The 23,116-nt window shown below is 41.3% G+C and carries 20 protein-coding genes, 1 pseudogene and 1 riboswitch; of the genes and pseudogenes, 5 read left to right on the top strand and 16 right to left on the bottom strand.

What is annotated here, in order from left to right; translation table 11 throughout:
* Window positions 1-18: 18 nt before the first annotated feature.
* On the bottom strand, window positions 19-1,323 hold the full coding sequence (locus tag CUU66_RS19475; RefSeq protein WP_101645064.1) for an ABC transporter substrate-binding protein: 1,305 nt from the start codon (window positions 1,321-1,323) through the stop codon (window positions 19-21).
* 212 nt (window positions 1,324-1,535) lie between these two features.
* Here CUU66_RS19475 and CUU66_RS19470 point away from each other — a divergent pair, with 212 nt between their 5' ends.
* The gene (locus CUU66_RS19470; protein WP_101645063.1) at window positions 1,536-2,384 is read left to right on the top strand and encodes an MBL fold metallo-hydrolase; all 849 of its coding nucleotides are present in this window, start codon (window positions 1,536-1,538) and stop codon (window positions 2,382-2,384) included.
* 78 nt (window positions 2,385-2,462) lie between these two features.
* Here CUU66_RS19470 and CUU66_RS19465 read toward each other — a convergent pair whose 3' ends face one another.
* Together CUU66_RS19465 and CUU66_RS19460 are read right to left on the bottom strand one after the other, a co-directional pair.
* The gene (locus CUU66_RS19465) at window positions 2,463-2,645 is read right to left on the bottom strand and encodes a zinc-finger domain-containing protein (RefSeq protein ID WP_101645062.1); all 183 of its coding nucleotides are present in this window, start codon (window positions 2,643-2,645) and stop codon (window positions 2,463-2,465) included.
* 14 nt (window positions 2,646-2,659) lie between these two features.
* Window positions 2,660-3,316: a ribonuclease H family protein gene (locus CUU66_RS19460; protein WP_101645061.1), complete on the bottom strand. Its 657-nt coding sequence runs from the start codon at window positions 3,314-3,316 to the stop codon at window positions 2,660-2,662.
* Between the two features lie 176 nt (window positions 3,317-3,492).
* On the opposite strand from CUU66_RS19460, the gene CUU66_RS19455 reads away from it, so the two are divergent.
* Together CUU66_RS19455 and CUU66_RS19450 are read left to right on the top strand one after the other, a co-directional pair.
* On the top strand, window positions 3,493-3,876 hold the full coding sequence (locus CUU66_RS19455; RefSeq protein WP_101645060.1) for a reverse transcriptase-like protein: 384 nt from the start codon (window positions 3,493-3,495) through the stop codon (window positions 3,874-3,876).
* Between the two features lie 12 nt (window positions 3,877-3,888).
* Window positions 3,889-4,833: a DMT family transporter gene (locus CUU66_RS19450; RefSeq protein ID WP_101645059.1), complete on the top strand. Its 945-nt coding sequence runs from the start codon at window positions 3,889-3,891 to the stop codon at window positions 4,831-4,833.
* Between the two features lie 704 nt (window positions 4,834-5,537).
* On the opposite strand, the gene CUU66_RS19440 is transcribed toward CUU66_RS19450, so the two are convergent.
* A complete protein-coding gene (locus tag CUU66_RS19440) occupies window positions 5,538-5,801 on the bottom strand; it encodes a DUF6123 family protein (protein WP_101645057.1) in 264 nt (87 codons plus the stop codon).
* Between the two features lie 98 nt (window positions 5,802-5,899).
* Here CUU66_RS19440 and sspL point away from each other — a divergent pair, with 98 nt between their 5' ends.
* Window positions 5,900-6,037 carry a small, acid-soluble spore protein L gene (gene sspL, locus CUU66_RS19435; RefSeq protein ID WP_101645056.1) on the top strand — a complete coding sequence of 46 codons (138 nt, stop codon included), beginning with the start codon at window positions 5,900-5,902 and terminating at the stop codon, window positions 6,035-6,037.
* A 44-nt stretch (window positions 6,038-6,081) separates the two neighbouring features.
* Here sspL and CUU66_RS19430 read toward each other — a convergent pair whose 3' ends face one another.
* From CUU66_RS19430 to CUU66_RS19405, 7 genes and pseudogenes are all read right to left on the bottom strand, one after another.
* Window positions 6,082-6,981: a 5'-3' exonuclease gene (locus tag CUU66_RS19430; RefSeq protein WP_101645055.1), complete on the bottom strand. Its 900-nt coding sequence runs from the start codon at window positions 6,979-6,981 to the stop codon at window positions 6,082-6,084.
* A 252-nt stretch (window positions 6,982-7,233) separates the two neighbouring features.
* On the bottom strand, window positions 7,234-8,070 hold the full coding sequence (locus tag CUU66_RS19425) for a sulfurtransferase (RefSeq protein WP_101645054.1): 837 nt from the start codon (window positions 8,068-8,070) through the stop codon (window positions 7,234-7,236).
* A gap of 17 nt (window positions 8,071-8,087) precedes the next feature.
* The gene (locus CUU66_RS19420; RefSeq protein WP_101645053.1) at window positions 8,088-11,771 is read right to left on the bottom strand and encodes a dynamin family protein; all 3,684 of its coding nucleotides are present in this window, start codon (window positions 11,769-11,771) and stop codon (window positions 8,088-8,090) included.
* A gap of 374 nt (window positions 11,772-12,145) precedes the next feature.
* Window positions 12,146-12,304 carry a hypothetical protein gene (locus tag CUU66_RS24395; protein WP_180955359.1) on the bottom strand — a complete coding sequence of 53 codons (159 nt, stop codon included), beginning with the start codon at window positions 12,302-12,304 and terminating at the stop codon, window positions 12,146-12,148.
* 113 nt (window positions 12,305-12,417) lie between these two features.
* Window positions 12,418-12,978, bottom strand: a complete 561-nt coding sequence (locus CUU66_RS19415; RefSeq protein ID WP_374703015.1) for an isoprenylcysteine carboxyl methyltransferase family protein — start codon at window positions 12,976-12,978, stop codon at window positions 12,418-12,420.
* Window positions 12,975-14,063, bottom strand: a complete 1,089-nt coding sequence (locus CUU66_RS19410; RefSeq protein WP_101645051.1) for a type III polyketide synthase — start codon at window positions 14,061-14,063, stop codon at window positions 12,975-12,977. Before CUU66_RS19410 ends, CUU66_RS19415 begins: the two co-directional genes overlap by 4 nt.
* Before the next feature lie 144 nt (window positions 14,064-14,207).
* A pseudogene (locus CUU66_RS19405) lies at window positions 14,208-14,980 on the bottom strand (SDR family NAD(P)-dependent oxidoreductase).
* Between the two features lie 634 nt (window positions 14,981-15,614).
* Between CUU66_RS19405 and CUU66_RS19400 the strand changes: the two are divergent.
* The gene (locus CUU66_RS19400; RefSeq protein WP_374703014.1) at window positions 15,615-16,040 is read left to right on the top strand and encodes a nucleotide excision repair endonuclease; all 426 of its coding nucleotides are present in this window, start codon (window positions 15,615-15,617) and stop codon (window positions 16,038-16,040) included.
* 40 nt (window positions 16,041-16,080) lie between these two features.
* Here the strand turns inward: CUU66_RS19400 and CUU66_RS19395 are convergent, their stop codons facing one another.
* The 5 genes from CUU66_RS19395 to CUU66_RS19375 form a co-directional block, all read right to left on the bottom strand.
* Window positions 16,081-17,295 (bottom strand): ISL3 family transposase, encoded by a 1,215-nt coding sequence (locus tag CUU66_RS19395; RefSeq protein ID WP_101645094.1) that lies wholly within the window; start codon window positions 17,293-17,295, stop codon window positions 16,081-16,083.
* Between the two features lie 132 nt (window positions 17,296-17,427).
* Window positions 17,428-18,741, bottom strand: coding sequence for a nucleobase:cation symporter-2 family protein (locus CUU66_RS19390; RefSeq protein ID WP_101645049.1), 1,314 nt, complete (start codon window positions 18,739-18,741; stop codon window positions 17,428-17,430).
* A complete protein-coding gene (locus tag CUU66_RS19385; RefSeq protein WP_101645048.1) occupies window positions 18,734-19,333 on the bottom strand; it encodes a xanthine phosphoribosyltransferase in 600 nt (199 codons plus the stop codon). The genes CUU66_RS19390 and CUU66_RS19385 overlap by 8 nt, the downstream gene beginning before the upstream one ends.
* 305 nt (window positions 19,334-19,638) lie before the next feature.
* Window positions 19,639-19,740, bottom strand: a riboswitch (purine riboswitch).
* 728 nt (window positions 19,741-20,468) lie between these two features.
* Window positions 20,469-21,383 (bottom strand): DMT family transporter, encoded by a 915-nt coding sequence (locus tag CUU66_RS19380; RefSeq protein WP_101645047.1) that lies wholly within the window; start codon window positions 21,381-21,383, stop codon window positions 20,469-20,471.
* 123 nt (window positions 21,384-21,506) lie between these two features.
* Window positions 21,507-23,027 (bottom strand): carboxypeptidase M32, encoded by a 1,521-nt coding sequence (locus tag CUU66_RS19375; RefSeq protein ID WP_101645046.1) that lies wholly within the window; start codon window positions 23,025-23,027, stop codon window positions 21,507-21,509.
* Window positions 23,028-23,116: the final 89 nt, after the last annotated feature.

Below are 23,116 nucleotides of genomic sequence, written 5' to 3'. Positions count from 1 at the left end.
AGCTTCCCCTCCTTCTTATTATTTTCTCTTTATCTTCTTAACGTCTGCCTCAGCTTTTTTCAATGCATCCTTGGCTTTTGCTTTACCAAGCATAACAGCATCAATCTGCGGATTAATCCTGCTCATAAAATCAGGATACTGAATTGGAATAGGCGCTAATTGTGTGTCTTTCAGGTTATCAATAGAAGCCTGATACACCATTTTCTCCTGCCCGTCCATTCCTTTAGCTGCACTTTCTGCTGCCTCTTTATTGGCTACATTGTCATAGTTCTTTTCTGCCCAGTACTTTTGAGCTTTTACATCTGTCATGTATTTAATAAAGTCGGCTGCTTCTTTTGGATGCTTGGAACCCTTTGGAACTTCAAGCACGAAACCGCCGCCGTCACTCCAGTTTCTTCCTCCTTCTTTATAAGCAGGAATCGGAGCAACACCGAAATCTAAATCCTTGCCAGAATCACGGATTTGAGTATAGAAAGTACCTGTATCCGTATACATGGCTACTTTTTCAGCTACAAATGGGTTGGTCTGTCCGTTTGCAAATTCCGCATCCCATTTTTCGATCGTTTTTTTGCCATATCGTTTTTTCCAGTCAGCAAGCCAGCTAAGGGCATCCGCCTTGGCCGGAGTATCTATGGCGATCTTATTGCCTTCTAAGAAGTTTTTGCCTTCATCCGCATTTCTCATCCAGCTTGGAGCTCCATAACCGCCCCAAAGAGGATAGAAACCGATTCTTTCGTAGGTGCTGCCTTTTTTAACATCCAGCTTCTTAGCATACTCTTCAAGTTCTTTCCAAGTTGTTGGCGGCTTATTTGGGTCAAGGCCTGCCTCTTTAAACGCTTTTTTATTATAGTAAAGAAGACGGGTATCAGTATTAAATGGGGCTGCATAAGGCTTGCCGTCATATAGAACGGTTTCCCATAAGTGAGGATAAAACCTGTCTTTCATATTGTCATCAAAATATTGGGATAAATCTGTACTCTGGTTATTCTTTGCCCTGTGTGAAACATCATTTATATCAGTAACCACTACGTCAGCAGGATTGCCTGCTGCAACAGCCGCAAGGTTTTTCGTCCAAATATCACCCCAAGGAACAAAGGTGTGCTTAACTACCACTTTATCCTGGGATTTATTATAATCGTCAATCATCTTTTCAATTACGGGCCTTCTCGTTTCAGATCCCCAGAAAGACCAGAACTTTAAGGTTACTTTACCGCCGCTGTCCTCTGCTGACCCAGAAGAATTCTGACCCGAACAGCCAGCTAGAATTAAGCTGAATAACATAATTAAAGATAAAAGCAAGGATAACGTCTTTTTCTTCTTCATCTTCCCAAAAACCCCCAACGATAAATTTGAATTTCTTTTTTTACGCACGCGTGTGCCTACATGTTAAATACCCGCGATTTTTGTAGATAAACCTCAATTTTTGCGATTTATGTAAAAAATCATAAAAATTTCTCGCTTGGGGTGATTCTCTGCATAACTCCTTAAAAAATAGGGAAATTGTATATATGGTTTCTATATAAGGAGGAGCTTTTATGACCGATGAACCGTTGAAAAGATTTATCCCAGTAACATCCATATCCAGCGGGACGATTGAGTCCGTACTGCCTGACGTGTTTTCTTATACAAACCAGGTTGTTAACCTATTTTTCATTAAAGCAGAAGCTTCCGCCCCAGATTGGGTCCTGGTTGATGCGGGCATGCCAAGGTCCGGCGATGAAATTAAAAAGACAGCGCGCGAGTTATTTGGAGAAGAGACCATGCCAAGGGCAATCATTCTTACACATGGCCATTTCGACCATGTAGGAGGGCTTGGGGAGCTGCTAGACGAGTGGGATGTGCCCGTTTATGCGCATAGTCTTGAGCTGCCCTTTTTAACCGGCGCCCAGGATTATCCTAAACCAGATACTACTGTCGAAGGCGGCATGGTTGCTAAAATGTCTGGGATGTTCCCCAATCAGGCTATAGATTTAACCGGGAAGGTTCAGGTGCTACCGGAGGATGGGAGCGTTCCTGAACTCCCAGAATGGAGATGGATTCATACGCCTGGGCATGCCCCCGGACATATTTCCCTTTTCAGAGAGTCAGACCGTACTCTGATAGCGGGAGATGCCTTCGTTACCGTACGACAGGACGAGCTTTATAAGGTATTAACGCAGAAGAAAGAAATTACAGGGCCGCCGAGATATTTGACGACGGATTGGGAAGCAGCAAAACAATCGGTCAAAATCCTAGCGGAACTAAATCCCGAAACGGCTGTCACAGGACATGGCATGCCTGTGTTCGGCGAAGAACTGAAAACGGGGTTAAAGGAACTTGCAGACAAGTTCGACCAGTTAGCAGTACCATCGTACGGAAAATACGTAGACGGTGAAAAAGACTAAGGAAAAGAAAAACGGCTTCCGCATTTATATGCAGAAGCCATTTTTTCTTCCCCCATGCCCCAGACGGGTTGTTAATTATTAAGTTGTAGAAAGCTTACGGCCAGCCTCTTTCAGCTTTTCCCCCACCGTGCATTGAGAAATACAGAATTTATGGGCAAAGGCTTTGCCCTTCTCTTTTCGGTGATGGGATTTTAAAAAACATCCGGCACAGTAAGATTCCAGTATCTCATCTACCTCAGAAAAAATTTGTTTCCGGTCCATAATATATCTCCTTATTAAATAACCTCGATTTTACTTGAAATGAACGTGCGGCCAAGTGCCTGGGTGGCCAGCTTATCAGCTTCCTGGTTTTCCTTTCTTCCTATTACAGTATATGTTGGATGAATTCCTAGTTCGTTTATCTTTTGCTCAATCCGGTCCAGCCACCTGTTCAAACTCTCTTCAAAGCATGGCCATTCTCCTGAAAGCTGGTTGAGTACAACCTGCGAATCCCCTATAAATGTACATGGCATATTATGGACTCCCAAATTCTGGAGCTCCTGCAGTGAATAATAAAGAGCTGCATACTCGGCTTCATTATTAGAGTCAAGGACTTCAAGTATCTTGTTGGCCCTTATTCTCCACTTTTTTCTGCTCTGTGTAAAGTATATGACTACACCAGCACCAGCTAAACCTTCTTCCTTTAAAAAACCTCCATCAAAATAAACCGTGATGTCCTGCGGTTCATCTTCTATCTCTTCCATCAGTTTTTTCAGTTCCTTTTTTGTCCATACCGTTCCAGCTTCATCCTCAAATTCAAGTTCAAAAGCCCTTCCACTCTTCTCAAGATCCTCAGAGATGAGCAGTGCTTCATCTGCTCCCAAATAATCTGAATGAAAAATGGCGCTTCCTTTTTTCGGGTGCTTATAATTCCAATGAATAATAACTTTCATAGTAGGCCTCCTTAAGTGAGGGACGATTAACAGAGCTGTTTCGCATCTATTTTATATATCACCATTTCTATTAATTTAACCCTTTTAAAAAGAAATCATTTCTATAATCAAGAAATGTCATTCATACACCTATTATGTTACACTCTAATCAGATTTGACATAGGAGATGACTCGCATTGGTTGAAATTTATATTGATGGAGCAAGTGCAGGAAATCCTGGCCCAAGTGGAGCAGGTATTTTTATAAAGAATGAGGGGCAGACAGAAACGTACTCCTTCCCCCTTGGAATAATGGAAAATCACGAAGCTGAATACTGGGCATTGATTAAAGGGCTGGAAATCTGCATCCAGCGAAATTACAGCCTTGTTTCTTTCAGAACCGACTCTGATCTTATCTTTCGGTCGATGGAAAAGGAGTTTGTTAAGAACAAAAAATATGCAGGGCTGCTTGAAAAAGCATTAGCTCTGTCTAAACAGCTCGATTTATTTTTTATAAAATGGGTCCCGCGAAGTGAAAATAAAGCCGATTCATTATCACGTAAAGCCATCCTAGAGAATTAGAGGAATCCCACCATGAAAAAGTCGCTATACGCCGATATTTCCCTTTTGCTGGTTGCGCTGATCTGGGGAGTTTCTTTCGTAATGGTTCAAAATGCAATCAGCCACCTTGAGCCCTTCAGTTTTAACGCATTAAGGTTTCTAACCGCAGCCATATTCCTTATCCTTTGGCAGCTGTTCAAAAACCAGCATATAAAAAGTTTATATACCAAAGACCTGCTTTTAGCCGGGATAAAAATTGGTTTCTGGCTTTTCTTGGGCTACGCTCTCCAAACTATCGGCCTGCTGTACACGTCCCCTGCAAAAGCAGGATTTATTACCGGCCTTAGTATTGTCATCGTCCCAATCCTATCCCTGATCCTCATGAAGCACATGCCTTCAATTAACACGGTCATTGGAGTTATAGCGGCTACTGCCGGATTATATATGATGACCATGCTAGGGGAATCCAGCTTCACGAACAGCGATATGCTGATATTGATCGCTTCATTCAGCTTCGCTATGCATGTTGTGACGACTGGTGCCTTTGCAAAAAATCACCCGGCATTGCCACTAACCATTGTCCAGCTCTCGGTTGTAGCTCTGCTGTCACTCGTATGCGCTTTGATCGTTGAAAAACCGGCACACAATTTTAGTTCTGCCGTTCTCTTTCGTCCAGAGGTTTGGCTTGCACTGTTGATAACGAGTATCTTTGCAACAGCGGCAGCCTTTCTTGTACAGACCTATTCCCAAAAGTTCACTTCTTCGGCAAGAGTTGCACTAATACTTGCAACTGAACCGGTTTTTGCAGCTATTACTTCTTATTTATGGATACATGAGATACTTTCCCCCTATGCAGTTACAGGCTGTATTCTGATTTTTTTAGGGATCATCTTATCAGAGCTGCCGATAAAAAAGAAGAACGTCGAGACAGCTGTGCTGGCGGGTAATGAGCAAAAACGGAATGGGAAAAATATATAGGCCGTTCCTTATCCATTTGAGCGGCTTCATGTACATAATTTTTGCCAAGGGCAGGAAACAAGCTTCATATTATATGGGGATTTCTTATGCGGCCATGATAGGCTTTTACCTGCCTTAGATCATATTCTTGTAAAACTTAGTATTTTTCATTATGTTTAATGGGTTTTCCACTGCCCGTGTGAACTTATGATCCTGCACAAGTACAAAGGAAATTCCGGGAAATTTTTTAACAAAATACGGTTATTTTTCACAGATTAACTCTAAATCTTTCTAACTTTTTTGCAGCTGGACTCCCCAGCTCCGAAAAAAAGGCTTTTTGGAAGAGATTATTACGAAATGTTAAGGAAGCACAACCACCCAATGGGTTTATGCTTACCTTCAATGGAGATATGCTTATTTATTGAAGGCTTATGCTTAAGTTTCTTGGTTTTATGCTTATGTTTTCCATGTTTATGATTATCTATCTTCTTCCTATGCTTATGTTTGGTGCTTTATGCTTTTCTTTTGTAGAATATGCATACCGCCGAGCGGGAGTTTTTCTGCATATGGCGGCGCTTCGACGAATCTCGGGCTGCCTTCTTGTAAGAAACCAGATAAACTCGCTGGGCTGGACCGAATACGTGTATATCAAGACAGAAAAGGCCGCCGAGACCTTTCTCGACAGCCTGGCCGGGAATTCCAAATTCCCGGTTTTTGTTTATGTATTAAATTAAGTTACGTTCCAGAGCGAAGTGCGTGGCCCTTTTCTTAGATGTGATGTTATTTTGGACCAGTGATTCGAGCAGGGAGATATAAAAGCTCCCATCAAAATCTTTTTGTGCTTTAAGTGTAATTTCAATGGCTATGTTTACAATCGTATCACTTGCATTTGTATATTGTTTGCCAAAGTAAATAAAACCAATTGCGTCTTCGGCAAAGCTGAATCCCTTTGCCTCTAGATCATATAAGTACTCTTCTACTGTTTTCATCCTGCAGTGAATCCCTTCGAGAATAATATACCAGCTCCACTATCTAATCATAAATCAGTGCAAATTAAGGAATAAATAAGTTCAGGAGGTGGATTTAGATGACCAAAAAAAATAATAAAAACCGTGGAAAAGCCAGTCTTGGCGTTACTCCTCAGGGCTATGCAGAGGACGAAAGAGCCCATGATCCTAAGACAAAGCTTGAGAACGCTGCCAAAAAAGACAACACTAGAATATAACACAGCACGCAGGGCTGATAAGCATCAACCCTGCTTTGGTGTGTTTATGCTAAATATCTTTGCAAACCTCTAATTTCATATTCATTTAACATCTCGGATACTGCTGATTTGTTATATTCCCATTTAGCCTGGTCAAGCGTGCATGCAACAGGAACATCACATTTTATTTCTGCAAGCTGTCTGGATAGATGAAGCATCTCGACAGCTGCTTCAATTTTTTCGCGCTGGGCTCTTGTAAGGGAAAGCAGGTTTTCTAAGATGCCCTCTATGTTATCGTAAGCTTGAAGAAGTTTCAGCGCCGTTTTCTCACCGATCCCTTTTACGCCTGGATAGTTGTCTGAAGGATCGCCCATCAAGGCTTTTAAATCGATCATCTGCCTTGGGGATATACCTTTCCAATCAAGGAATGACTGAGTATCGTGTACTTCATAGTTGCCAAAGCCTTTTTTTAGCAAGACTACTGAAATATTTTCTTCAATCAGCTGCAGAAGATCTTGATCCCCCGTAAGAATAAATACTCTGCTTGAAGCCTTTGCTTCCTTTGCAATGGTCCCGATGCAGTCATCTGCTTCATATCCGTGCAGCCCTATGTTAGGAATATCAAAAGCCTGTACAGCCTCTTTGACTGCATCAAACTGCGGAAGCAGCTCTACAGGGGCTTCCGGACGGTTTGCTTTATACTCAGTGAAAATTTCAGAACGAAACGTTTTGCTGCCCATATCCCAGCACACTGCAACATGGGAAGGCTCAAAATGGTTAACAGCTGTCAAAAGATGCTTTAAAAAGCCCTGAATTGCGTTTGTAGGCATTCCCTTAGAATTGATCATGAATTGTCCGCTCATGGCCGTTGCATAAAAAGCACGGAACAACAAGGCCATTCCATCCACCAGCATTAGGGAAGGCAGCTTTTCTTGCGATTCTATTTCAATAGAACGGAGTTCCATCCCTTTCACCTCTTTATGAATTGTAAAAACTGTCAGGATTCCATCGTGTACGATGGAATCCTGGCAGTTTGGTTATGTTTAAATATAGACAAGCCATACTTATTTTAACATAAAACAGCTTCAAAAAGGAGATAATTTTCACATATCGGAACTGTCCGCCTTGCGTGCGCATAAACATTTCTCATTGCTACCCGAGGCTTAGGAGATAACCAACCGAAGAATATATCTTACCTGAGAGCCTGCTATTCATCCCTATTTCCTGACCGTTTCTATTGAATTTCCTTCATAAGAGATGTAGTCGCTAAAGCTTCCAATATACACACTTACATTCTCGTAGCCTGCCATTTTCAAAGCCAGATAATTAGGTGCCGCCGTTACTCCAGATCCGCAGTATACAACAACCTTTTGATCTTTATCTATATCACTAAATCTCGCTAGCTGCTCTTCAGCGGATTTAAATCGCCCGTTGGCAATTCCATCCATCCACACTTTATTAATCGCTCCAGGAATATGACCGGCAGCTTTATCAATTTTCTCTTCTATTCCCAGATATCTTTTTTCTTCTCTGGAATCAATTAATACAAACTCTGCTTTGTTTTCAGTGAATTGTTTAATTGTGATGTAATCTGTCAGCAGGTCTTCCTTAAGATCGAGCGCATACTCTTTGTCCTCATTCTTTGGTATGACTGAAGTAATCGGATACCCAGCCTGCACCCATGCCTGATATCCGCCGCTCAGCAGGTACACGTTCTCATGGCCAGCGTATTTCATCATCCAATAAAACCGTGAAGCAAATGCATAATCACCATCATCGTAGACAACCAGTGTCTCCTCATTGCCTATCCCGGCTTTCTTCAGTTTTTCTGCAAATAGCTTCATATCTGGCAGCGGATGACGGCCTCCATGTTCTTTTACTTCCCCTGACAAATCCCTTTCCAGGTGAAAGTAGACACTTCCCGGGATATGGCCAAGTTTGTATGCAGACTCACCTTGATCCGGATTACCTAGAGTAAATCGGCAGTCGGCTATCCTTATTCCAGGATCATTCAGCTTGTCAAAAAGCTCCTTGGTCTCCATAAAAAACTTCATTCGTATTCCCCCTAAGTTTAATCAGCATTCGTAATTTGGAGGAGACGAGCCAAGCATTCTTCATAGGCTGAAGCATTCCCGGTGTCGTCTAACGCTTCCTCGTACCCGTTATAAATATCTTCCAGCTCTGTTATAAGCTTCTGCCTTACACTTTCAAATTCTTGCTCGAACTTCTTTCCGTAATAATCAAACATTCTGCTCCCTTGTGCCTTTATGTACAGAGAGGCAGGATCGTCAAGTGACTGACGGATGGCATCGTTCATTTTTGTTTTTTCATTTTTTTCAAAAAAGCTCTTCGGATTCTTAAAGTAAGTCAGTTCTTTCTTAAAGTTGCCTTCTAACCCTTCAAATGCAGGCTTAAATTCCAATACATCAAAGGAAGATGGACTGAATGCAGCCGTTTCCACCGCCTGCCTGATTTCTTTTATCCGTGAATCCCATTTACCATAATTTTCACTCAGCAGTTTATTCATATAATTTTCGGTCCTGAGGGAAGTAGCCCGCATCTCCTGAGAAAAATCAAAGCCCAGCGATTGCAGCAGCTCTTTCAGCGCCGCCTTCAATGCCTGCTTCATGTCTCTCCCATCATCTCTTAAAGCAGCCGGATTAAAGGATTCTTTGAAGAAATCACTGAAGCGCAGGAATACGCGTTGTTTACTATAGTAAGACAGCTCTTCTATTTCAGACTTTAATCTGTGTAAATCCATTTCCAATGGACCCTTATTTATAAATGACTTCATTTCAATCAGTTCATTTTTCAGCTGGATTTTCTGCTTCCGCTTGCTTTCTTCATCAAGCTTCGATGCTGCAATGACTTCTCTCAGCATTCTTTCTGCCCTGACTAATAAAGCACGCGATGAAGCCATCACCATTTCAGCTAAATCATGTTCTAAAAAGTCATTGAAATCAGTTTCAAAGGACTTAAGTCCACTGTCAGGCAGAAAATGTTCTTCTAAGACAGGGTGGCCAAGCTTTTCCTCCAGCGCGGCTTTGCTTGATATTGGATAAAGTTTAGGTGAACGGATTTGGAAATTAGCAAGCTGTTCCTCCATGTACATCATAACTTCCGAAAGCTCTTTCTCATTTGCCGCAAGATCTACAGCATTGATCATAAAGAACATTTTATCCATAGCGAATGAATCTTTGACTCTTCCAAGCTGAATTAAAAATTCTCTATCTGCCTTAGAAAACGGATGGTTATAATAGGTGACGAACAAGACAGCATCTGAATTTTTTATATACTCGAAGGCTGTGCCTGTATGCCTTGCATTGATGGAATCTGCTCCAGGAGTGTCGACAAGGACGACTCCTTTTCTTGTTACCTCGCAATCATAATAAAGCTCTATCCAATCAACCAGACAGGATCTTTGCTCAGATGCAGCAAATTTCCTGAATTCCTCCAAATCAGCTATTATTTCCGTTCCCAGCTGTGCTTGAAAATGCGGCAGACCTTCATGAAATGCCCTGAGAAAAGAAAGCTGGGCATTCTGTTTCCCATTTACTGATGATTTTCCCAACAGCCTTCCTGCATGCTGATACGCTTCCTCCAATGAAGCTGCCTTCATACTAAAAGCAGCCAAGGCTAATAACACATCTTCCAGAAGCATTTCCTCTGTTTTTAGCTTTACCCGTGCGGTCGCATGAGGATTGCGTTCATCCGGCGGACAGATTTTATTAATGGCAGCTGTTGTAGGGTTAGGAGATACAGGGAGCACCCTTTCCCCAAGAATGGCATTGGCAAAAGAAGATTTCCCCGCACTGAATGCACCGAAAAGTGCAATAGTGAAGGTTTGATTATCAAGCCGCCCGGCACTTGCCTTCATATCCTCAGACAGATATCGGAAACCTTTTATGTCCTTTAACAATTCAGATGCAGATGCAAGCATGCCAGCCTGATCCTTCATTTGAACCTTGCCTTGTTCCCTTGAACGCTCTTTCTTAGCCTGAACTGCATTCTGTTCATTTTCTGACTGTTTTTCCGCCTCATTTATGATAGTTTCTAGATCATCGGAAATGATTACTTTATAGTCATTTTCTTCCCCGTCCCATTTCTGGAGAAGCTTTCTAAGGCTTCCCTTAGTGCCAGCACCAGCATTCTCATCCAGAACCCTGCTTAAATCAGCTTCCTCCCGCTCCAGAAACACCTTGGAAGCTTCTATTTTTTGTAAAGCCTCTTTAAATGCTGTGATAGTTTCCAATTCATCGATTCTCTGTGAGAGCAGATATTCCTGGCGTTCTAACAGCTTAGCGTTGAATTTCTCCAGGAATTCCAATCCGGCTTTTTTGGCAATTTTTCTTAAAACATCCGCTAATTCATTTGTAAAACTAAGGACGTACTCACCAGTTATGCTTACCTGTGGTTTAACAATATCCGAAATCTGGCTGTCCTGCAGTTCCAGAGTCAGCCCCCTAACGTCAGCCTCAAGAGACTCATCAGTAAGCTGGCTTTCATTCAATATGGAGATAGAAAGCTCCCTTATATGTCGTTCCAGTTGTGATGCCAGCTTTTCTTCCAGATCCTGCTTCAATTTATTAAACCGTTCCGAACGTGCCTGCTCCGTTTTGCCTTTCGAAAACAACAGTCCAACCTTAAAATCCCGCCTGGTTGTATCCAGGTACTCTTTGGCGAGATCCCTGGTTTCTGCAGGCATTAAATAAGCATTTTTTAAGATCATGTCTAATTTCGCAGTGAAATAGTCCCTCATTTTTTCAGGGTATGCAAGAATACTGTTTTTTTCATTCTCCAGGGACTTTAATTTTGCTAGCATATCCAGCCGGTCTTCGTGATTATACCTCTCTATTAAACTGTAATACTTACCATTTTCCTCTGCCATTCGGTTTTCCTGCCATCTTAAGTGCTCATGTAAAATCTTCAGCGCGGAATGATAAGCAGATTCTGTGTACATCTTCTGATCTAGTTTGGAAAAATCAGAAATTATCTGTCCCACTTTTGCAAAGTCATTATGCGGCAGCTCAGGATATCTAACAGATGTATAGAAAATATCTTCTGGTTTTACTTCCCAATTAAGAAATCCTTCTTCCACAGATTCTTTAAATTGTGAGAACTTTAATTCAGTTTCATCATGTTTATCAATTTGATTTACAATAAGATACAATTTTTTATTGGCAGCCTGCAGTTCCTTTGTAAACAAAAAGTTCACTTCGGACTGGACATGATTGTAATCCATCACGTAAAATACGATATCCGCCAGATGAAGCGCTTCCTCTGTCGATATACGATGCGCGTCATCAGCAGAATCGATGCCAGGTGTATCCATTACAGCACAATTATTTTCAAGCGGAAAGCGCCCGGTGCTTATCTCTATCCCGGAGATGCTGTCACCATCCTTACAGAAGCTTTTTACCAGGTCATAATTATAGGGAGCGGGATACAGATATGGCTTTCCTTCGCGGAAAAACACTTTTGCATATTCTTCTCCCTTTTTGACTTTAACAATATTGGCACTGGTCGGAATCGGGCTGGATGGAAGCAGATCATGGCCAAGCAGCGCATTAATCATACTTGACTTCCCTGCAGAAAAATGTCCGCAAAAGGCAATTAATTTTTCTTCCTTCCTAACCTTATTGATCAATCCTTTTATTTTACCTGCATGTAATTCGTCTTTTGAAGCCGATATGCGCAGATACAATTCACCTAACGACTCAAGAAGTCCTTTTTGGTCTGTAATGGTATGATTCATAGTTAGTTCCCCTTGTCAGCTTGGCTTTTCAAACAACTCAGTATTATTTTAATCGATATCGACGAGAAAGGAAGCAATATTTCAATATTTTGATAAAGCTCTATTAAAATATGCCTGTAGATTTCGGCAGGAAATGCGGAGAATGTTCCGAAAACAAGCAGACTTCTAAATAGGTGAGCGCGTTAGCGAAAATGACAGAACCATAGTCATACTTACAGGTTCATACAAGCCACCTTATGAGGCACCCGCTATTACCCGGTGAGTCCGAGAATACTTATGCGTCTCGCCTGCGAGGTTTACTTACCGTGATTTGCGTTTGCCTAAATTAACAAAGATTTTTAATTTGGGCCTAAAATAAAAAAACCAGGTGATTTTCACCTGGTTGAATGGGCAGCTATAAAAGCACCGCTGTTTTTTTCAGTTGCAATCGATGGAGCTTTCCCCTGCTTATAGGGTTTTTGTATGCTGCTCAGCACGTATTTCATCACGAGGGAATATGTACATATAATCGCTATAATAAATAACCAGATCATCCTTGTCAGCACCTCACATTAGATTGTATGATTATCTTCTTTAAATGAGAATAATTTTCAAACTCAATTAGAGTGTATCACGAATGATAATCATTTTCAATCATATTTTCAGATTATTTTATATTTTTAGGGATGGGAGCTGCTTTCGCTTTAAAAACATCATGATAATCTGTGAATTTCTGCAATGCTTCCTCTTCTGCGGGTATGCGCTTATACATCATTAATATATTCAGTATCGTAAATAATATCAAAGTAAAATAGGCATTGAAAAGAAGCGGAATGACTGCAAGCTCCATCGCGACAATCATATAGTTTGGATGTTTTACATATTTGTAAGGTCCTCTCTCCACTACCCTAGCCTTCGGGACAACGAGGATCTTAGTATTCCAGAATCTCCCCAGTGAGGTGAGGGCCCAAATCCTTCCGGCCTGCAGGATCAGAAAGATAATGAATAAAGGGATCCAGAAATCACTAGCACCTCTATCAGTGAGAGTCACTTCAAATATCATGCAAACGAAAAATGAAGCATGCATGGCAACCATCCAGGAATAATGCGAAGCACCAAACTCGATTGCTCCCTGCCGTTTCATCCAGGCTTCATTTCGTTTGGCAATAACCAGCTCTCCAAGCCGCTGCAAGATTACCAGTACAATAAATACGGCAAAATACATCATTTCCACCTCATCAATAGAAGCTCGGAGGAAAAACCTGGCCCAAGTGCAGCCGCAAGACCTCTGTCACCGCTTACTGCATCTCCCTGCATAAACCTTTTTAGCACATAGAGAATTGTTGCGGAAGACATATTGCCATATTCTTTCAATACCTGCAATGAAAGTGCTGTTTTCTCATCAGAAAAACCAAGTGCTTCTTCATAAGCTTCTATGACTTTTTTACCGCCAGGGTGGGCGATGAAGTGGGTGATGTCACTGAGGGAATATCCAGCATTTGTTAAGAACTCCTCAACATTCGGCTTAAGCCACCCAGAGATGAGTGTCGGAATATCTTTCGAAAAGATAACAAACAGGCCGTCGTTCTTTACATCCCAGCCCATAACATTCAGCGAATCTTTAAGCAGGGTAGACTGAACCGCTTCAATCTGTGGAACAGCCTGTAGTCTTCTCTCCTTTAGGAGGCTGGATTCATCTCCACACAAAAGGGCGCAGGCCACTCCATCTGCAAAAATGGATGTGCCGATTAAATTGCTTTTGGAAACATCATTTTTTTGGAAGGTTAAACCACAGAACTCGATCGACAAAACCAGCACATTAGCCTTTGGGTACGCTTTACAATAATCAAAGGCTCTGGAAAGTCCGGCAGCTCCGCCTGCACAGCCTAAGCCCCAAATGGGAATCCTCTTCGTGTGAGAACCAAACGGGAGAATATTCATGATTCTTGCATCTATAGAAGGTGTAGATAGTCCAGTACTGGAAATGAATATGACCGCGTCAATTTCTTCTTCACTGATTGTCCGGTTTAGGAATTCTTTTTGATTTAAACAATCCTGAATGGCTTCTGAACCAAAACGGACGGCCTGCTCTATGTATGTATTATTTTTTTCCTCAAAAGTATGTTCCTGGCGAAACCAATCCAAATCGCAGGCAAAATGCCTCTTTTCAATCTGGCCATTAACAAAGACTTTCAGGAGTCTGTCTATATCCCTGAAAGACGAGCCAAACATTTCACGTGCAAAGTCCATAACTGTAGACTGATTAATCTCATAAGGAAGCTGAATATCTGAAACGGATATAATATTGGCCATAGTATCACCTTTCTTAGTCCATGGTATGTAACTTGTCCAAAACCTGGCACAAGTATTCCATGCTGCGCTCAAGGTCCATAAAAGTAAAAGGGGGGTAAACCATCAGGCATCAGTGCCTTTTGATTTACCCCTTTTCCTTCTCTTTTAAAACCCTTGGATGGTCATTCCCCCATCCACGAACAAAGTCTGGCCCGTTATGTAATTGGAAGCATCTGAAGCAAGAAATACTGCAGGACCCACTAGTTCTTCAAGTTCCCCAATCCGATTTAAAGGTGTGACATTCAAGATTTCTTGAACATACTCTTGATCTTGTAGAAGCTTCTCCGTCAGTGGTGTTTTAAAATACCATGGCCCTAGGCTGTTCACCCGGATGTTATGCTTTCCCCACTCGTAAGCAAGCACCTTTGTCATTTGTATTAATGCAGCCTTGGTGGCAGCATAAACAACTCCGGTTCGTAAGGCAACATGACCTGCTACAGATGAAACCGAAATAATGGATCCCCCCTGTTCAGCCTGGACCATATACTTGCCTATTTCTCTGGACATCATAAACGCGGACTTTAAGTTGGTATCCATGATTTGCTTCCATTCTTCCTCAGTAACGTCAAGCGCCTTGGACCTGATATTCATTCCAGCGTTATTAACCAAGATATCAATTTTTTTTCTTCCTGATGGACGATTTCTGCCGCCCTTTTAATCTGTTCCGCGTCTGTAAGATCTGTCACGATGGGCAAAGCTCTCTGCCCCAGGCCTTCGATGATGCCGGCTGTATCTTCTAGGTCTGCTTTTGTTCTGGCTAGAAGAGCTACATCAGCACCCGCTTCCGCAAAGCCAATGGCTATGGCTCTGCCGATTCCACGGCCTGCTCCTGTTACGATAGCCGTTTTTCCGTCAAGATTAAACGATGGTAAAAACATTTCTAGGACCCCTTTTACATATAAAATTTTTCTATTTTTACCATACGATAGATTTACATTTTTATCAAAAAGAGTGTTCTTAAATACAGAAAATTTAACTTGTTTACCGCTTTTGATCGCTGACAGAGACACTCGCTTTTTTAGCGTGTGCCTCCAGCAGCCTCATCGGTGAGAGAAACTCAAATGGTCTTCCTTGCCACTTATCCATTCCCAGCCTTGTTATACATTAGGTCTAAAATGGTCTAAAGAACTTTAAACTTGAAAAATTGTTTTCCGAAAAATAAAAACCTCATGAAATTCCATGAGGTTAATAAGGAGCGGACATGCTATATTATGTAATAGGCCTGACCCCTACTCCTTAGAATCTTTTTGATATTGAACTTCAATAATGATGGGTTTAAGATCTTTATTGCCACAGTTTCTACAGACTTCAGCTTCATCAAAGATAGATTTACAGTGAACGCAATATTGCTTTTTCAAGTGCTTCCCATCTTTCATACGAGTAATTATAATATTGTATTCAGTTCATCTGGGAAGTTGCACAGTTTTTTCCTTTTGATATAAAAAATTCCCTGGCCATAAAAATCCCTAAGCTGGGGAAAATAGATCTATCTTACACTAATCGCAGAACTAAATGGAATTTGTTTGCAACTTATGTTACCATTTATCTTTACATAATAAGAAGGAAGTGTATACCGTGATTAAAATAGAAATACCAGCTCCCGATCTTTCTATCACTAAACCGAATAAACCCAATCCCGAACTGAGCAATATCAACGGATTTGAGGATTTCCACCGAATCCCCAGGGACAAAGGCGGGATCTTTATGTTTTATAATATAAATGATGAACTGTTGTTCGTCGGGAAAGCACGTAAACTTAGACAAAGAATCAAGAAGCATTTTGAGGATACCGTTTCTCCAATTAAACAGCACAGAGATGAAGTGTATACCATTGATATCTGTTATGTAGAAGAACCAGTAGACCGGGAAATTTATGAAACATACATTATTAATGAGCTGAAGTCAAAGTACAATATTGATAAAGCTTTTTTCAGATAAAAAGCAAAAAATGTTGGGGTGATGACTTGAGTCGTCACCCCTATCCAATGTGAACCCCAATTCCTTTATACTGATGTGTTAATAATATTTTAGCCCTAAAACGGTCGAAACTTCTAAAACCAAACGCATTCCGTTTCAGCACCTTAGTTGAGTTATTTATACCTTCTAAAAACCCATTGGAATAGGGATAAATAAAGCTGTTCAAGATTTCAGTCTGCCAATTCTGCAAGGTTTTTATCGCCTTATTCATTTCAGGAATTTCTGATCTTCTTACCAGTTCATAAAACTCGTATAATTCCTCTTTTACTTCTCCCATTAGGTGGGTCCCTTTTTCCTTGGCATGTGAAAACCAAGTCTGATAGGCTTCTTTTAATTCATAGGCTCTTCTGAGCTCTTCAGACATCTCTAAATAACGCTGTAAATGCCATCGTTCCTCTTCATTGAGCTTGGTACTTGATTTATGGAATACGTGCTTCATCCGTTTACACTTTTTACGATCATAATCATGAAAGGACTGCTGGCACCGTCTCCTTACTCCATCAAGTGCCCAATGGATATATCGGCAGAAGTGAAACCGGTCGGCAATGATAACCGGACGTCCTAACGCGGACTGGACAGCTGCCTTGAAGGACTGGCTCATATCCATGACAACCATCTGTACCTGGCTGCCATGTTTTTGAAGATAGTGCTTAATCGTCTTTTTATAACGATTAGGAAGAATGTCAATCGGTTTTCGAGTAACAGCGTCTGCAATGATCAGCTGATACTTTCCTTCGCGTGTATCCCCTTTGTACTCATCTATGGCAATGACCGAAGGTAAGTCTTCCACAGGTCGAATTTCACATCGTGCCAACTGGTCAAACCGACGAACAATCGTGGTAGCTGATACACCATAGTTTTCACCTGTTTCCTTAAAGGTCTTTCCTTTTACAGCCCGAATTATTACAGCCTGATTCCATTCAATGGAAGTACGCTGGTAGCGCTGAACAATTGGATTCTTCTCTGAAAATCTTTTGCCGCAGCTACACGCATAACGCCTACGTTTATAAAAGATTTGGGTCTGCCTCTCGAACCATTTTAAGTGATGGATTTTTTGAATACGGTAGTCGTGGACACGACTTGTTCTATTTTGACAACTAGGACACCGATGCACCTTCCGTTCCACCTCTACATAAATCCGGATTACTCCTCCCACATCTTCAAATCTAGTTGGTATAACCCCTTTTAATCCCGGAATATTCATGATAAAATTCATTTGCACGCAACTTCATTCCTTTACTTGTTTCTCGACAATTCAAGTATAAAAGAAATGGAAGTTTGCGTGTTTTTTTATGCCCGGAAATTTTCCCTCGACCCCAACAAATATTATAGAGCCGATTTTTTTGATCTATGATGCCTTCTGTTCCTTTAACGCATTAACTGACAGATGTTTCTGATTACCAGGCAGCAGGTTAAAAATAATATTTAATAGGATCGCCGTCAAGCTCCCTGAAACAATACCGCTGTCTGTAAAAATCTTCACGTTTGCAGGCATATGGGCAAAAAGGTCCGGTACAGCTGTTACCCCCATTCCCATGCCTATTGAACAGGCAATGATCAGCAGGTTCTCCTGCTTGGCGAATTCAATCCGGCTAAGCATCTTGATTCCTGATGCGATGACCATTCCAAACATAGCTACCATAGCCCCGCCCAGTACGGAAGAAGGAATGATGGTTGTAAGAGCTCCAATTTTGGGCACGAGTCCAAGGAATATAAGCATAAAACCAGTCAGATAAATCACTTTTTTTGTTTTAATTCCTGACATTTGAATCAAGCCGACATTTTGAGAAAATGTAGTGTATGGAAAAGCATTGAAAATTCCGCCAATTACACTTGCAAGTCCTTCCGCCCTATATCCTTTTGACAGTTTTTCTTCAGATATTTTCGTATTGGTTATATCGCCCAAAGCAAAATACGTTCCTGAAGATTCGACTAAGCTTACGGCAGCCACAAGGCACATCGTTAGAATCGGTGTGAATTGAAATACAGGAGCTGCAAAATGGAAAGGCTCTACCACATGAAACCAGGAAGCCGTTTCTACTGCGCTGAAATTAACTTTCCCCATTAAAGCGGCAGCCACCGTTCCCACAACTAATCCAATTAAAATTGAAATAGCTCTGATAAACCCTGTAAAAAATTTATACAATACAATAATAAGAAATAAAGTCCCAAATCCTAATGCAATATTTGATAAAGATCCGAAATCTTTTGCTCCCTGACCGCCAGCAAGATTATTCATCGCAACAGGAATTAATGTGATCCCAATAATTGTTACAACAGACCCGGTCACAACAGGAGGAAAAAACCTCACCATCTTTCCAAAAAATCCGCTGATTAATATAACAAATAATCCAGATGCAATAACTGCACCGTAAATAGCTGATAACCCATGTTCTCCGCTGATGGCAATCATTGGCCCAACCGCTGTAAACGTACATCCCAGAACGACAGGGAGGCCTATTCCAAAGAAACGATTCTGCCAGACCTGCAGTAAAGTAGCTAATCCGCACATTAAGATATCAACAGAAACAAGATATGTTAAATCATTCCCTGTAAGCCCCATTGCCCCGCCTACGATAAGAGGCACGATAACTGCACCGGCATACATGGCAAGAACATGCTGAATACCTAACGATGTTAATTTAAATACTGAATTATTCATGTATAGCTCCCTCCATTGCCTGTTCTGCAAATTGTATGTTTCCTTCTTTCAGCGAATGAATGATCGCCAGTGATTCTACTCTAATGCCCCGCTCCCTGAGCACTTTTCCACCGTCTTGGAAGCCTTTTTCAATTACGATCCCCACGCCCGCTAAATCGGATCCCGCTTTTTGAATCAAGTCGATCAAACCTAGTGCAGCCTGTCCATTTGCCAGAAAATCGTCGATAATCAACACTTTGTCCTGTGAGCTTAAGAATCGATTGGAAACCGATATTTCGTAGTTCTCTTGCTTCGTAAACGAATAAACAGAAGATGTCAAAAGGTTATCGGTAAGTGTCAGCGATTTCCTTTTTCTTGCGAAAACAAGTGGAACCTGAAGGTACATTGCTGCCAAAATCCCGGGTCCAATTCCCGAAGACTCAATGGTAAGGACTTTCGTTATTGACTCTGACTCAAATCTATTGGCAAACTCTCTGCCGATCTCATTTATTAACTGTGGATCCATTTGATGATTTAAAAAAGAATCCACTTTTAACACGGAATCAGATAAAACGATCCCTTCCTTGAGCATTTTTTCCTTTAACAGCTTCACAATTAGTTCCTCCCCGATGTACTTCCTTTTAAAGAACAGCTCTGTTACACTTGCCTGTTGATTTCCACCAACGAATGACGCTTTTGGCCTTTTGATGGCGATTATCTCATGACCGAAGGTGTCAATCCGTAGCTAGACAATACCCGCTTTCCCGCAGGAGTCACGCTTGTCCGCTACAATCAACTTAGTGCCAAATTCAACAACGAACTTTAACATAGCCGAAAAAACAAAAAAAAGGCTTAAGTGTATTGCTTCACAAGAGTGAAGCAATACACTTAAGCCATAATAAATAAGCTCCAGATAAAATATCTGTATTGCCCGCTCATAGTCAGGTCATTTACGGTAACCTGGTAGAGACTCGCGGGCCATATTCCCGCTATTATATGAGGGTGTTACATATTTGATTGATAGTTGAATTATACCACTTATCGAAAGGATTACAAGGATTTTTATTAAAAAAGCGAACCTTTTGTTATTTTTTCATATTATCGTTCGGATAAGAGGGTCTTTATGGTGAATGAGGATCACATGCAGGATAGATAAAAGCCCTTCTCTTAAGGATGATAGACCATCTAAGCAATGAGATAGAGTAAATTCACACTTGGGTTTTATGCAGGGGAGTTAAGCTGATCCCTATAAGAGTACCTTAACCAAATAGGAATAATAAAGCCAGAGGCCTTATTTAGAAGCAGCTCCGGATTAGAGACGAAGATTTCTTAACAAATTACTCTAAAAAAAGGCGTTTCTCTCAAACTTTATTGTTATTGAAAAATTCTTTACGTCCCAATCAGCCTGTTTAACAATAGGACTGGTTCACAGAACTTAATAAAAAACAATAATCTATTAGAAAGGCTCTTTTCTAAAAGATTGTTGTTTTTTAATAAGTTTTGTTGCATCACCTATTGTTAAATCAGGTTGATTGGAGCGTAAGGTGCGAGACTCCTGCGGGAGCAGCGGGACAGGTGAGACTCCGCAGGCGAAGACGAGGATGCTCACCGCCCGCCCCGCGGAAAGCGAGCATCCTGGAGCGGAAATCAACCCCTTGTACTATAGCAACAAAGTTTGCGAAAACAGCCATTAGAAAAAGGCCTAGAATAGAAAAAAGATCCTCTGACACAAGGATCTCCACTCAAATTTATAGCTTTTTAAAAAAAGGCTCCCTTCGCGATACCACCCGCTTTAACCTGTCCTGGCTGACACTCAGCGCAGAAACCGAAAGCAATATGATCATGGAACCTGCTATCTGCAACAAAGTTACTTGTTCTCCGAATAGGAAGAGGCCTATAAACATGGCCGTAACCGGTTCGATGGCTGCAAGAAGTGAAGCTTTACTGCTTTCCATCCTTTTTAAGCCGTTCGTATACAATAGATAAGCAAGGACGGTCGAAATTGCTCCAAGCCCCGCCGTATATATTGAAAAGGTGATCATTTGTCCTCCCGGAAGATCTGTCCAAAATGTTGTGAGAGGTACCAGGGGGATTGAGGCAAAGAAAAATGTGTATAGACTTATCGTGTATGAGCTGTATCTTTTTAAGGCTAATTTGCCGAAGATACTATAAAGGGCATACCCTAATCCAGAACCGAGCCCGATTATAATGCCAGCTATAGACATGTCCGATGTGCCTATGTTCGCTCCGGCAACAAGGGTACAGCCGATCAAAGTACCGATAATCAGCAGAAGCTTCGATTTAGTAAAGCTTTCTTTTAAAAAGATACTCGATAAAAGGAGAACAAATGCCGGCGCCGTATACAGCAGGATCACCGCAAGGGATATGCCCAGCATCTGCATAGCCGTAAAATAACACCAGTTAAAAAACACCATGCTTAAGATACCCGTCCCAATAAATAAATAGATATCTTTGGGTCTTATCAGCAGTTCTTTCGGCTTGAACATAAGCTCTCCAAGCAGAAGGATCAAAAAGGCTGCGGCCGACCGAACGGCGACAATATCCATTGCGGATAGACCCAATCCATGGAGCCCCTTTACAAAAATGCCGATTAATCCCCAGAGTATGCCTGCTAGAAGAACAGAGATAGAAGCAAGATGCATTCTTATTTTAATCCTCTCCTTCCCTCGGCTGACGGTCGTATCCATTGGTCCGGCAATTTTAATAATGAAAAAGAGGAGCAGTTACTGATACTCCTCTTTCTTATGCTTCAAGGGTTTAAAGACTCAGGCCAGCTGATATACTTTACCGTATTTCTCTGTTAAATAATTTATTAAATAGCTTGCGTTCAGGCCTTCTCCTGTTGTATCCTGAAGAATTTCCAATGGTTGTTTCATTTTTCCATATTGGTGGATATTCTCAGTGAGCCAATTTTTAATAGGCTGAATTCCACCCTGTTCCAATAGCTCATCAAAGTTTGGAAGATCCTTAAGCATGGCATTCTTTATTTGGGCTGCATACATATATCCTAAAGCGTACGATGGGAAATAACCGAAACTTCCTCCTGCCCAATGTACATCCTGTAGTACGCCATTGGCATCTTGATCAGGGCGTATTCCGAGATATTCTTCGTATTTTTGATTCCACACTTCTGGAAGCTGCTCTACTTCTAATTCATTATTGAATAAAGCCTTTTCGATTTCGTAACGCACCATAATATGAAGCGGGTATGTTAACTCATCCGCTTCAATTCTAATTAGGGAAGGCTTGGATTCGTGAATCGCACGATAAAAATCTTCCAGCTCAATATGTTTAAATTGAGTTTCCGCATATTCTTGAAGAAGCGGGTACTGTTTTTTCCAGAAAGAAAAATTTCGGCCAATAAAGCTTTCAAAGAAAAGCGACTGAGATTCATGAATACCCATTGATGTACCATCAGCTAGAGGGGTGCCAATTAAGTCGCTTGAGATATTCTGCTCATATATGGCATGTCCGCACTCATGTATGGTACCAAAGATAGCCGTTCTAAAATCATTTTCATCATATTTGGTTGTCACCCTTACATCGCCGGGATTCAAGCCAATCGCAAATGGATGAACGGTCTCATCAAGCCGGCCAGCCTCGAAATCATAGCCAAGCTCCCTTAAGACATCGAGACTGAACGCCTTTTGGTCTTCTTTTGAAAAGAAGTTATATAAGAAGTTGGTTTCCGGCTTATGATCTGATTCGGCTATTTCCTTAACAAGCGGTACAATCGTTTTTCTCAATTCCCCAAATACCTGATCCAGAACCTCCACTGTCACCCCGGGCTCATACATATCCAGCAATGTATTGTATGGATTGCCCTCATATCCCCAATATGTAACAAAACGTCTATTAAAGTCTACAATCTTCTTTAAGTATGGCTTAAATAATTCCCAATCAGATTTTGCTTTCGCTTCTTCCCATACGGACTCAGCTTTTGATTGAAGGACAACATACTCTTTGTATTCCGCTGCCGGTATTTTCTTATTTCGTTCGTAATCCTTTTTGCATTCAAGAAGGATTTTCTGTGTGCTTGTGCTCAAGGATCTAAATACTTCTGCCTCTGAAAGCCTTGCTATAAAGGCAGCCATCTGCTCACTTGTTGACATAGCAAACACTTCGGAAGATAAAATGCCGATCACCTGTGAACGCTGTTCTACAGCTTTTTTAGGAGCACCAGTCCGCAAATCCCAAAAGATCAGTCCAAGCGCTTCATTATATGCAGATACTTTTTTTACATATTCCAGAAAGTCCTGTTCTAATTTCTGTGTACTTTCAGTCATTTCTTTTCCCCCTTCATTTGCTGCTTCTTTTTTTATATGTACTCGAGCAGCTGTAAAGCCATTTACGCGGAGCGATTCCCCTCGCATCG

The sequence above is a fragment of the Peribacillus deserti genome, from assembly GCF_002863585.1.
Lineage (GTDB): Bacteria > Bacillota > Bacilli > Bacillales > DSM-1321 > Paraperibacillus > Paraperibacillus deserti_A.
Note: the sequence above shows the minus strand (reverse complement) of the source record. Positions and strands in the feature narration are given on the sequence as shown.